This is a genomic window from Rhodococcus sp. NPDC057135, from assembly GCF_042670865.1.
GTDB lineage: Bacteria > Actinomycetota > Actinomycetes > Mycobacteriales > Mycobacteriaceae > Rhodococcus_F.
The window spans coordinates 1-12330 of sequence record NZ_JBHUUU010000032.1; the positions used below are offsets into that span (position 1 = coordinate 1).

10 protein-coding genes are annotated in these 12330 nt (G+C 61.0%); 3 read left to right on the plus strand and 7 right to left on the minus strand.

Features of this window, described 5'->3' with window-relative positions:
- The first annotated feature begins 345 nt into the window (after window positions 1-345).
- Window positions 346-1770 carry an aldehyde dehydrogenase family protein gene (locus ACFT1A_RS30760; protein ID WP_317557097.1) on the plus strand — a complete coding sequence of 475 codons (1425 nt, stop codon included), beginning with the start codon at window positions 346-348 and terminating at the stop codon, window positions 1768-1770.
- Window positions 1771-1832: 62 nt separating this feature from the next.
- Here ACFT1A_RS30760 and ACFT1A_RS30765 read toward each other — a convergent pair whose 3' ends face one another.
- The 7 genes from ACFT1A_RS30765 to ACFT1A_RS30795 all read right to left on the minus strand — a co-directional run bounded on the left by ACFT1A_RS30765 (window position 1833) and on the right by ACFT1A_RS30795 (window position 8829).
- The gene (locus ACFT1A_RS30765; RefSeq protein WP_378450079.1) at window positions 1833-2594 is read right to left on the minus strand and encodes an HpcH/HpaI aldolase/citrate lyase family protein; all 762 of its coding nucleotides are present in this window, start codon (window positions 2592-2594) and stop codon (window positions 1833-1835) included.
- A gap of 33 nt (window positions 2595-2627) precedes the next feature.
- Window positions 2628-3587 carry an aldo/keto reductase gene (locus ACFT1A_RS30770; protein ID WP_378450080.1) on the minus strand — a complete coding sequence of 320 codons (960 nt, stop codon included), beginning with the start codon at window positions 3585-3587 and terminating at the stop codon, window positions 2628-2630.
- Window positions 3587-4453: an ATP-binding cassette domain-containing protein gene (locus ACFT1A_RS30775; RefSeq protein ID WP_378450081.1), complete on the minus strand. Its 867-nt coding sequence runs from the start codon at window positions 4451-4453 to the stop codon at window positions 3587-3589. Before ACFT1A_RS30775 ends, ACFT1A_RS30770 begins: the two co-directional genes overlap by 1 nt.
- Window positions 4450-5292: an ABC transporter ATP-binding protein gene (locus tag ACFT1A_RS30780; RefSeq protein ID WP_378450082.1), complete on the minus strand. Its 843-nt coding sequence runs from the start codon at window positions 5290-5292 to the stop codon at window positions 4450-4452. The genes ACFT1A_RS30775 and ACFT1A_RS30780 overlap by 4 nt, the downstream gene beginning before the upstream one ends.
- 3 nt (window positions 5293-5295) lie before the next feature.
- Complete coding sequence (locus tag ACFT1A_RS30785) at window positions 5296-6243, minus strand: ABC transporter permease (protein WP_378450083.1); 948 nt, start codon at window positions 6241-6243, stop codon at window positions 5296-5298.
- A complete protein-coding gene (locus ACFT1A_RS30790; protein WP_378450084.1) occupies window positions 6243-7163 on the minus strand; it encodes an ABC transporter permease in 921 nt (306 codons plus the stop codon). Before ACFT1A_RS30790 ends, ACFT1A_RS30785 begins: the two co-directional genes overlap by 1 nt.
- Window positions 7164-7251: 88 nt before the next feature.
- Window positions 7252-8829: an ABC transporter substrate-binding protein gene (locus ACFT1A_RS30795; RefSeq protein ID WP_378450085.1), complete on the minus strand. Its 1578-nt coding sequence runs from the start codon at window positions 8827-8829 to the stop codon at window positions 7252-7254.
- A 212-nt stretch (window positions 8830-9041) separates the two neighbouring features.
- Here ACFT1A_RS30795 and pdxA point away from each other — a divergent pair, with 212 nt between their 5' ends.
- Together pdxA and ACFT1A_RS30805 are read left to right on the plus strand one after the other, a co-directional pair.
- Window positions 9042-11294 carry a 4-hydroxythreonine-4-phosphate dehydrogenase PdxA gene (pdxA, locus tag ACFT1A_RS30800; protein ID WP_378450086.1) on the plus strand — a complete coding sequence of 751 codons (2253 nt, stop codon included), beginning with the start codon at window positions 9042-9044 and terminating at the stop codon, window positions 11292-11294.
- Between the two features lie 28 nt (window positions 11295-11322).
- Window positions 11323-12090, plus strand: coding sequence for a DeoR/GlpR family DNA-binding transcription regulator (locus ACFT1A_RS30805; protein WP_378450087.1), 768 nt, complete (start codon window positions 11323-11325; stop codon window positions 12088-12090).
- The last annotated feature ends 240 nt before the right edge of the window (window positions 12091-12330 follow it).

Consider the following 12330-nt stretch of genomic DNA (forward strand, 5'->3'; position numbering starts at 1 on the left):
GTGTGGGAGAGTAGGACACCGCCGAACACAATTTAACGACAAGCCCCCCAACCATTCGTGGTTGGGGGGCTTTCTCGTACCCAAAACACCCCCACACCATCCCCAAACCATCCCCCAAACCGCCCCCGTCTTCGAGCGAACGGCACTTCCGTCGCCTCCAGCGAGATGAACGTACCGTTCACACGATCACTGAAAAGCGTGCGCCCACCGCAAGTCTCGTCAGTCGAGCGCCAATCGCTCCACCAACCTGCCACGGAACCCGTCGAGCGTGGCTAGGCTCGGAAGAGGGCCCCGTGTGATCGGGCCCACCTCACCTGTGCACGCGTGCTGACTACGGAGGCTTCGATGACCGATATTCTCGACCGCACCAAAATCTATGTTGATGGCGCCTGGATCGAATCCACTGGCAGCGGTCGGATCGACGTTCTCAATCCGGCTACGGAAGAGCTGATAGGAACTGTCGCCGAGGGCACCGTCGAAGATGTCGACGCGGCCGCGAAGGCAGCACGAAAGGCTTTCCCCGCTTGGTCTGCACTATCGGGCGGCGAGCGCGCCGAATATCTTTCCAAAGCTGCTGCGATTATTGCCGAACGTACCGATGATCTTGCGGCGCTGGTTTCGCAGGATATGGGCATGCCGATCGGATTCGCCAAGCCCGTACAAATCGGAATGCCGCTGGCGAATTTGAATGCTTTTGCTGAATTGGCCCGCACTTATGATTTCGACGCACACGAGGTCGGGAATTCGCTGATCGTTCGCGAACCGGCGGGTGTTGTCGGCGCAATCACTCCGTGGAATTTCCCGCTCCATCAAGTTGTCTTGAAGGTTGGCGGCGCACTAGCCGCAGGCTGCACCGTGGTTCTCAAGCCTACCGAGGTTGCGCCTCTCATCACGTACGCTCTCGCTGACATCTTCGACGAAATCGGTTTGCCTGCAGGTGTATTCAACCTGGTGAGCGGATACGGCCCGGTAGTGGGTGAAGCCATCGCCGGCCACCCCGAGGTCGACATGGTCTCCTTCACCGGATCGACTCGGGCCGGCAAGCGAGTGGCCATCGTGGCTGCGGACACCATCAAGAAGGTCTCGCTTGAACTGGGAGGCAAGTCCGCGAACGTCATTCTCGACGACGCCGACCTCGAAAAAGCTGTCACGGATGGCGTCGCAAAGTGCTTCATCAATTCGGGCCAGACCTGTTCGGCGCTGACGCGTATGTTGGTTCCCGCGGAGAAGGTGGACGAGGCAGCGGCAATTGCTGCTGCGGTGGCCGCTCATTTCCAGGTAGGTGATCCGACTCAGCCGACTTCGGTGCTCGGACCGCTGGTGAACGCGAATCAGCTGGGACGCGTTCGCGGATACATCGAGAAGGGTGTAGCCGAGGGCGCTACCGCGGTTGTCGACGGTCGCGAAACCGGATTGGCCAGTGGGTATTTCGTCGGGCCGACGGTGTTCGCGAACGTGACCGAGGATATGACCATTGCGCGCGAGGAGATCTTCGGACCGGTCCTTTCGATCATGGGTTACAAGGACGAGGCCGACGCAGTGCGGATAGCCAACGGGACCGAATACGGTTTGGCCGGCGGAGTCTGGTCAGGTGACCCCGATCGCGCGGATCGCGTCGCACGGCAGCTGCGGGCCGGTCAGGTCGAGGTGAACGGCGGTGCGTTCAACACCAATGCGCCGTTCGGTGGATACAAGCAGTCGGGTGTCGGACGCGAGGCAGGCACGTTCGGGCTCGAAGAGTTCCTCGAGATCAAGGCAATTCAGCGTTAGTCGTTCGAGAATGGCGATGCTCCCGTACCAAGTACGGGAGCATCGCCATTTTTGTACGCGGATCAGGACTTGGCTGCATCCAGATGCTGAGCCGAGACATTCGCCAGATGCGTCAGGTCCGAGGCTACGGTCGCGAAGGTGTAACCCTCTGCGAGGCGTTGTGCTGCAACCTGACCGGTAGGTGTGTGGATCCCGGCAGCCACCCCGCAGGCGGCGGCAGCTTCGCGCACCCGGGTGAGCGCGGCTTCGAATTCCTCGGAGACGTCTGGATCGTTGGAATGCTTACCGCCGACGGCGATTCGTAGATCGGACGGTCCGACGTACACGCCGTCCAATCCGGTTACAGCACAGATCTCTTCGACGTTCTGCAGGCCTTGTGGGGTTTCGATCATCGCGAAGACAACAGTGTCGCGGTTCGCGTCGGCGGGAACGGGGCCGATACGGAGTTGCGAGCGCATGGGCCCGTAAGAGCGGATGCCGAATGGCGGATACTTGGCGGCTGCCACAGCGGCCGCGGCCTCTTCGGCGTTGTTGATCAGTGGAACGATGACGCCGACAGCGCCCGCGTCGAGTGCTCGTCCGACAGGCGTCGGGTTGTTCGCCTCGACGCGCACCATCCCGACGGTGGACGGTGACGAGTCGATTGCGGTGAGTCCGGCGACCATCCCCGAATAGCCGATCAATCCGTGCTGCATGTCGAGAGCGATGTAGTCCCAGCCGACATGCGCGATCCACTCGGTGGAGATCGGACTGTCGATGACGGACCAGTATCCGAGAATGCGTTCGCGTCCTCGGATGCGTGCGGCGAATTCTTGTGCTGACATAGCGGAGAGCTCTCCTGGTGAAGGTCGGGTGTTTCAGCGGTTGTAGTTGGGCATAGGGCCACGCAGCGCGGAACCGACGAGGTCACACTCTTCGATGATCGAGGCGTCCAGTGGTCCTCGCCCGATGGCGGCGATATTGGATTCGAGGTGTGCGACTTTGGATCCTCCGAGTAGCACGGACCCAGTTGCGGGTTTGCTGACCAGCCAGCGCAACGCAAGCTCGGTCATGGAGATACCCGATTGCTCTGCGATCGCCGTCAGCTGAGCGATCGCGTCGAATATCTGCGTGTTCCAGTACCGCTCCTTGTACATCGACGCAAGGCGGGAGTCGCCGAATCGGCCGCCTGAGGGGCTTTCCTCGAAAGTGTGACGCCCGGTCAACAGTCCACCGCCGAGTGGGTTGTAGACCATTGTGGTCAGTCCGGTGACTTCCGCGAATTCTGCGTACTCTTCTTCGATGCGACGGGCAAGCAAGTTGTAGAGCTGTTGTGCGACGATCGGCCGTGGAGCGCCGACTGTGTCTGCGGTGTAGTTGATTTCGCTGATCTGCCAGGCTGCGAAGTTGGAAACGCCGAGTGTGCGAATCTTGCCCTCTGCAACCAGTTCTGCGACGGTCGTGAGCGTTTCGGTCAGTGTGACGGTTCGGTCCGGCTGGTGAAGGTAGAACAGGTCGATGTAATCGGTGTCGAGCCGCCGAAGGCTTGCATCGACACTTGCCCGTAGCCCCTTTGCCGAGAGTGGGCTGTTGTCGCCGGCATCGGGGTGTGGCATTCCTGCTTTTGTGGCCAGAGTGATGGAATCGCGTCGGCCGTGGAGCAGTTTTGCCAGCATTCGCTCGGACTCGCCGCCCGCATAGCCGTTGGCCGTGTCGATGTGAGAGATACCGGCGTCGAGTGCGGCGTCGAGCATCGCGCCCGCACCCGCAGCGTCGACGGTATCCCCGAAGGTCATGGTGCCCAGCACCAGTTTTGGTAGCTCCAGTGGGGCGGTCATCAGGCAACTCCTCGTGATTCGATCTGCTTGGCCAGCAAGTTCTTGGACAGTGCGGCCACTACGTGGCGTGGTTTGATCCCGACCATCGTGGTGGGGTCGAGGGCCGCACCACGTAGTGCGCGGGTGTACGGCTCGCGTGGGCTGGCGAGAACTGTTTCTGTGGAACCGCTTTCGACGATGGTGCCCTTGGACATCACAACCACCGTCTCGCTGATCTCGCGCACCACTCCCAAGTTGTGTGAGATGAAAACGTACGTCAACCCCGTATCGGACTGGATCTCTCGCAGCAGTTCGAGCACCTGCGCTTGGACTGAAACATCCAGGGCGCTGGTGGCTTCGTCGCACACCAACAGTTCGGGTCCGCTGGCCAGTGCCCGGGCGATTCCGATGCGCTGACGTTGGCCGCCGGAGAACTCTGCCGGACGCCGGTGTAGTGCCGAGGTTGGCAGGCCAACGCGATCGACGAGTACTGCTGCTGCCTTGGCGCGTTCTGACTTGCTTCGAACGCCTTTGAGGCGGAGTGGTTCTCCGATGATGTCCTCGGCAGTGAGATGGGGGTCCAGTGATCCGTACGGGTCTTGGAACACCATCTGCACGCGAGAGCGAAAGGGGCGCAGCGACTTCTCGGACATCTGCGCGATGTCAACGCCGTCGACGAGGATGCGTCCGCTGGTCGGGGTCAGGAGCCGAACGATCGAACGGGCAATTGTCGATTTGCCACATCCGGATTCGCCGACGATGGCCAGGGTCTTGCCCTTTTCCACCGAGAAACTCACTGTGTCGACCGCTCGGAAGACTCCGTCGGGCACCGGATACTCGACCACGAGATCTTCGACGGCAAGAAGTGGTGTTTCGTGGGGGCTCATGCCGAGGCTCCGATCTGTGTCGGCTCGGACTTGGTGGCCGGATCGCCATCCCAAGGGCCGAGGTGAGGAATAGCGTCGAGAAGCTTTTGTGTGTAAGCGCTTTGTGGCTTGTTGACGAGGTCCTCGGCTCCGCCGGTCTCGACGAAACGGCCGTCCTTCATGACGTAGATCCGATCCGAGACCAGCCGCGCAACTCCGAGATCATGAGTGATGACCAGCATTCCGATCCCGGTCCGTTCCTGCAACTCGAGCAACAGGTCCAAGATGCCGGCCTGGACTGTGACGTCCAGTGCACTGGTGGGCTCGTCGGCGATGATGAGTTCGGGGCCGGCGGCAAGAGCTCCGGCGATCAGGACGCGCTGCAACATTCCGCCTGACAGTTGGTGCGGATACTTGTCGAGTTGCTGCTCCGGGTAGGGAATGCGTACCTGCTCGAGTAGTTCGACGGCTCGATCGACCTGTTGTTTCTTGGTCGTAATCCCACTGTGCCGTACTGCTTCTCGGATTTGGCTTCCGATGGTGTGGACCGGACTCAGTGCTGTCATCGGGTCCTGGGGGATCAGGGCGATGTGTCTTCCACGAATCTCGTTCAAGATCTTCGTTTTTCCGAGAATGTCCTGGCCTTTGAATTCAGCTCTCCCGGAGAGAACGGCAAGATCGTCCGGCAAGAGCCCGAGGATACCCATGGCGGTTGTCGACTTGCCCGAGCCGGATTCACCGATGATGGTGACGGTTTCGCCTGCGTCGATACAGAAGGAGACGCCGTCGACGGCCCGGATGACTCCCGTTGCAGTGACGAGTTCGATCTGGAGGTCGTCGACCCGAAGTAGATTGCCCATGACTCAACCCTTCGCTTTCTGGGCGCTGCCACGCCCGAACAGGCTTGCGCCCAGTCGCTTCGACCCTGCCGGTCGATCACGTAGGCCGTCGCCGAGCAGGTTTACTCCGATCACGAGCAGCACGATCATCAGACCGGTCAACGTGACTATCCACCACGACGTCGTGATGTAGTCCTGTCCGTCGGCGATGATTCGGCCCCAGGTCGCAAACGGACGTTGAGGGCCGGCGCCGAGGTAGCTCAAGGAACTTTCCAACAGAACGGCCTGAGCGAGCAGAAGCAGGACGACGAGCGATGCCTGCTTGACGATGTTCGGAATGACGTGACGAAGCAGGATGGCCATGCGGGTAAGCCCGAGCACTCTAGCCGCTGCGACATAGGGCTTTTCGCGTTCCACGAGTACCAGCGAGCGTGTCAGTCGCGCAACTTCGGGCCACTGCGCGATCGCGATGACGAACGTGATCACGGGAATGGACGGGCCGAAAAGGGCAACGACGAGAAGCAACATCATGAGCAGAGGCAGAGAGAGCTGCGCCTCGAGAAGGCGAGAGATCACGGTGTCGACCCAGCCGCCGAAGTACCCCGCGGCGGATCCGGCGACGATGCCGATGACACCGGAGACGATCACGGCGAGAATGCCGATTGTCAAAGATACTTGGCCGCCGTGCAGGATTCGGGAGAGGAGATCTCGTCCCAACTGATCGGTGCCGAACAGATGGCCGTCGGTGAGCGGCGGTAGCCGCCGACTGCTCAGATTGGTCTGGTTCGGATCTGCCAGGGGGAGCAGCCCGGCCAATGCAACGGGAAGAATCACCAGCAGCGCGCAGATCGCGCCGGCCCAGATCTTGACCCGGCTGTCTCGTTTACGACGTGTGGCTCCAGCGCGTGCGAAGTCTGCCTCTGTGACCGCGCTGGAGCGTGGGGTTGTGGGAGGTTCCAAGACCGTAGTCATCAGTTGGCGCCCTTTCCGAGTCGCACGCGTGGATCCAGGAGGGGATAGAGGAGGTCCACTGCCAGTTGTACGAGCACGGCGAGAACTGCAGTGACAAGCACGGTGGCCTGGATAAGGGGGTAGTCGCGTGTCTCGAGCGCGCGTACCACCAGGGAGCCGACACCTGGCCAGGCGAACACGACCTCGACCACCACAACGCCGTTCAGCATTCCGGCGAATCTGGTGCCCAGCGCGGTGACGATGGGAATTGCCGAGTTACGCATCGCATATCGCCAGGTGAGTTCGCGTTCGGATACCCCGCGAGAGCGTGCGACGGTGATGTACGGCGAAGCGAAAGCCGTGACCATTTCGCGACGAACCATCCGGGAGATCAACGCGATCTGAAGGATGGCGATAGTTACGGTGGGCAGGATCAACGACGGCCACGTGGTGAATCCGGCGGCAGGTAGTACCGGGATGAGGACCGCGAAGATCGTCACCAGCATCAGGCCGCTCCAGAACTCCGGCATGGACTGTCCGCCGACGGCCACGACGTTCGCACCGAGTTCGCGGCGGGTGTCCGCGTGGCGGGCCATCCACACGCCCAACGGAATCGAAAGTACAGCGGTCAACAGAATGGAGCTGACGGCCAACGTGATGGTGTACGGAAGTCTGCCGAGGACGACGTCCATGGCCGGCGCCTGGAACGAGTACGACGTCCCGAGATTCAGGTGAAGGAGATCCCACAGGTAGATCAGGTACTGGGAGAACACCGACTTGTCCAAGCCCATGTCAGCACGGATCTGTGCGAGATCTTCTGTACTGGCCAACGGGCCGGCCAAGGCGTAGGCAGGATCGCCCGGTGCCATCCGGATCAGCACGAACACTGTTGTGAGCGTGAGGAAGATCGTCAGTGCGCTCTGTGCCAGACGTTTTAGCACGTATTTGACGGTCGGGTTCATCTTTGTACGACGACCCGGGGAGATTCCAAGTGACGTGTGCGGTTTCGGAGCGGTGAGAGTCATCGCCTCAGGCCTCCAATCGGACGGCGCCGAGGTCGTAGGAGTTGATGGGGGTCAGTGAAACATTCTGAACACGAGTGCGTTTCGCAAGGAGGGCGTTCGGTACGAAGCTCCACAAGCAAGGCCAGGTCTCCCAGATGTCCTGCTGCGCTGCATCGAGGAGAGCAGCGCGCTTGGTCGGGTCCGGTTCGCTGGATGCGGCTTGGATCTTCGCGGTGATTTCGGGGAAGACGTACCCGTGATAGGTATCGCGAGTTGCTTCCTTCTCCGCCGTGCCCGCGTACATCCCTTGAAGGGTGGTCAAGGCGAGGCCGGTCTGATTTCCGTAACCGTTGCCGAGGACATCCCAGTCTCCGGTCTTTCCCTGGCGCCACGACGAGATGTCTCCGCCCGGTTCGAACTGCTGGAGTTTGACGCGCACTCCGACTGCCTTCATCATCTCGAGCACCGATTCCATCACCGAGACGTCGTTGGTGAACTCCCCGGTTTCCCAGATGAAGGTGAGTTCGAGGTCGTCTGCGCCCTCGGCGTCGAGCATCTGCCGGGCCCTCTGCGGATCATATTGGTAGGTGCCGGTTTTCACAGCTCCATCCAAGGTGGACGGGGCTGGACCGGTGGCGGGCACCGCGGACCCGATCAGTACGTCCCGGGCGAGCGACTCGCCGTCGATGGCGTAGGTCAGTGCCTCGCGAACACGCGGATTGGACAGTGGGTGATCGGCGGGCTTGCGGAAGTTGAAGAACAACTGGTTGATGCGCGTGCTCGGCACGGTGTCCACCCGGACGCCGGGTAAGTCGGCGAGTTGTTCGGCGGAATCCGGACTGATCGAATCGATGACGTCGACCTCCCCGCTCCGAAGAGCGACGACGCGGCCGGCCTCTTCGGGAATGAAGCGGACCTGGACACGGCGAACGCCGGGAGCGGGTCCCCAGTAATTGTCATTGGCGACAAGCGTGTAATCGCCTGTGCCTCGGTTCGATTCGCTGACGATGAACGGTCCCGACCCGATTCCGCTCTGCAGCTCGTTAGGTTCGTTGGCCGCGGCCGGGGTGATCAAGATGTTGGACATGAGTGAGTCCAGAACAGGTACAGGGGAGTTGGTTCGGAGGATGAATGTGCGCTCGTCGATCGGAACCACCGTCGGCCACTCTGGGAACTGCGGAGCGACAAACGATCCACTGACCTGTTGGTACATCTGCATGGCGGTAGCTACGTCGTCGATCTGCACGGGTGTGCCGTCGGAGTAACGGATGCCCTCGCGGAGTCGAACCGTCCACTCGGTGGGGCCGGTCGATTCGAACCTGTCGGCGAGAACGAGCTGCGGCGTGAGATTGTCGCCGATACGGGTGAGCCCTTGCCTGACACCACGTTGCGCCGTGACTGCTGCGTCGAACTGGTTGAGCTTGTTGTCGAGGCTGACGAGTGAACGGTTGAGTCCGAGCACCAGTGTGTCCTGCGTCGGCTTCCCGGTGGGGCCGGCGCAAGCCGCGGTTGAGCCCAGAAGCGTTGCGCCACCGATCAGCCCGGTGAACTGCAGAAAGGATCGCCGGGAGAGCTGTGGTGTTCGCAAACGAGTATTGGTCATCGGTGACCTTTCGATCCTGACGGGGCAGCGTGGGGGCGACTCTCCGAGCGGACTGTTGGTGAACAATCGTCTCGGGCTCTCGCTTGTAACTCAGCTCACAATTGCACTGTTGCGCAGTTCGCGCAAGTCCCGTAACTTCAATTGCGTACTTCGCGCATCGATTGCGATGCTGTGCATACTCGATTCAGACCGAAAGGGGGTCGAGGAATTCGATGAAACCGCTGGTAATCATCGCTGATGATCTTTCCGGAGCTGCGGAGTCGGCCGCAGGATTTCTGCTTCGAAGTTCCGGAATATCGCTTCGACTCGGTCCAGGAGAGCCCGATGAATCGGGTGTGACAGTTTTTGATTTGCACTCACGACGATCCGACCCCGCCAGTGCTTCTCGTGACGTGAGATCAGTCCTGCAATCGTCCGCAGGCTCCGAAATCGTGAAGAAGATCGATTCGCTACTCAGAGGCAACGTGGCCGCGGAGGTTGCGGAACTCTCCCGTGACGGATCTCCGGTCATCGTCGCCGCCGGATTGCCAAGGCAGGGGCGCACGGTGCGCGGCGGGGTGGTGTTCGTCGAGGGGGTTGCTCTGCACGCCACCGACTTGTGGCGCGCAGAGTTGATGCCACCGCCTCGATCGATTGCAGAGGCGCTCGGCTCGTCGGCAATCACTTCTGGCGTGTCGCTGGCCGACATTCGTTCCGAACGATTGGGCCAGGTTCTTTCATCGACCTCGGAGGGCGGGTCGGTGGTGATCTGCGACGTCGAGACCGAAGGTGACCTTGATCTGATTGTGGCTGCAGCGCAGCAGATTCCGCAGGCTCGTCTGGTAGGAACATCCGCGCTCGCAGCGGCAGTTGCTCGAAGAAGGACAGTGCAGTCACCAATCGTGCGTCCATCTCTTCGTGATTCTCGATGCACTTTGGTGGTTGTGGGGACGGCGGATGTATCGGCGGGGGACCAGGTGGCGTTGCTTCGCGACGGAGGTACGCGCCACATCGAGGTGAACAGTGCTGAACTCCTGGCACATTCAGTCGATCCGATGTCGATTCTGAATGCATTGGAGCACGGGAGCGTGGTGGTCTCGCTGAGTGGACCAGTTGTGCCGTCAGATTCCGTCCATCTTGCTTCGGCGCTCGCGGAGCTGATCGGTGCCGTCGATGCGGGCTTCGCCGGCGACGAACACCCGATTGACTTGGTCCTCACCGGTGGCGAAACCGCGCGCAGCGTTCTCGACCGCCTGCGGATCGACAATCTGTCACCGGTCCACGAAATCGAACACGGCGCTGTTCTTTCCGTCGATCACACCGGTCGGTACATCGTCACGCGGCCAGGAAGTTTCGGGGATGTACACAGTCTTTGCTCCATAACGGAGTTTCTCGCGCACCCCACTTCGGTTGCCGCTCCGGATAATCCACCTTCAGTGAAACCTTCAGACAACGAGGTCAATCCCATGCCAATCGAAACCACCCCACTGCCGCTGATCGCTGTCACGATGGGTGACGGCGCCGGCGTCGGGCCGGAAGTGATCATCCCCGCACTCCTCGACGACGAAACGAGAAAGCGTTGCCGCCCGGTCGTTGTCGGCGACGCGAAGCGCCTGCGTCTGGCCGCCGAGGTTCTCGGAATCGACGTCGACGTGATCGCCGTCGAGGAGATCAAGGATGCTGAATTCATCGATGGACGGATCAACGTCATCGATCTGGACTTGCTACCTGAGGATCTCGCGTGGGGTGAACTGTCGGCAGTCGCGGGAGATGCGGCCTATCAGTACATCCGCGTTGCAAGCGAACTCGCTGTTCGCGGTGAAGTTCAGTCGATCTGCACCGCGCCGCTCAACAAGGAAGCGCTGCATGCGGCAGGGCACATCTTCCCTGGTCACACGGAATTGCTTGCGCACCTGACCGGTACCGAGGAGGTGTCGATGATGTTGTCGACGCCCAAGCTCAAGGTCATTCACGTGACTACACACATCGGACTGCTCGACGCGGTCGCCAGGATCGAACCGGGTCTGGTCGAGCGGACCATTCGTCGAGGTCATGAAGCGTTGGTGCGCACCGGAAATCCGGCTCCGAAGATCGGCGTCTGCGGGATCAACCCGCACGCAGGGGAGAATGGGCTCTTCGGCTACGGGGAGGAAGAGAAGAAGATCATTCCTGCCGTTGAACTGTTGAAGGCAGAAGGAATCGACGTCCACGGTCCTCTGCCGGCGGATACCGCGTTCTTCCTGGCCGGCCGTGGTGACTACGACTTGATCGTCGCGATGTATCACGATCAGGGCCACGGCCCGGTCAAGGTCCTCGGAATCGAGGCCGGGGTCAACATCACTGTGGGCTTGCCGGTCATACGAACCTCCGTCGATCATGGAACCGCATTCGATATTGCAGGTAAGGGCATCGCCGAGGCCGGTAGTATGGTCGAAGCGCTGCGGCAGGCGGCCGAATTGGCAACCAGCACATTCGTTTCCAACTAAGCACCAGAGTTCGTAGGGGGGAGGAGCGATGGCCATCCGGGAGTCGGAGGCGCGGCGGTCTGAAATCGCGAGACTTGCGCGCACGAGTGGTCTGGCCAGCGTCGAGGACCTCTCGGCTCAGTTCGGGGTCACCGCGTCGACAATCCGTCGAGACCTGAGTCAGTTGACTGCTCAGGGACTCATCGCACGCACGTATGGCGGGGCAATTGCAATCAATCCCCATCCGGAATCATCTCTGCGTCAGAGAGCGATGGAGGGGTTCGACGCCAAACGGGGGATTGCAGAGTGGGCTGCCGAGCAGGTTCGGCCCGGAGAAACTGTGCTCCTGGATGCAGGCACCACGGTGGGCGCGATGGGCGAGTTCTTACGTCACGTGACGAATTTGACGGTGATCGCTGCAGGGCTGACGGCGCTCGAGGCGTTAGCCGACGCTGATGGTGTCCGAGTCGAATGTCTCGGCGGGACGTTGAGGCCGCTCAGCCAAGGATTTGTCGGACCACTCGCCGAGGCGTCGTTGCAGAGGGTGTCGTTCGACAAGGCATTCCTCGGAGCGGACGCAGTTACCGCTGACCTGGGCATTTGTGAAGCTGAGCTCGATCAGACCCGGCTCAAGGAAATGATGATCGAACGTGCCGGCGAGGTCTACATACTCGCGCACTCCGCCAAACTCGGCGAACGTCCTTTCCATGCGTGGGCGCCGATACCGCCGGGGGCTGTGCTGGTCACCGATGCTGCGGTAGACGCACAGCAGGTCACGTTGTTCGAGGCCGCGGGGATCCGTGTCCAGGTGGTGTGAGTCCGCGACGGTTGGCCAACGAGCCGTGGTGTCCGGCGTCACATGTTGCCCGAATCGACGAAGTTGGGTCGCCGTAGGGGATCTAGCTGGGGAAACGGGCAACCTCGAGTCCCTGACCTGAGGATTTGTCAAAGACTTCAGCGGACGCGTAACTTATTCCAAGTCAGAGCGACACGGACACCGACTCCCGCTTCACAGCGAGTGACACGAGGTTGTACGAAGTGCCTGACCAAATTTCGA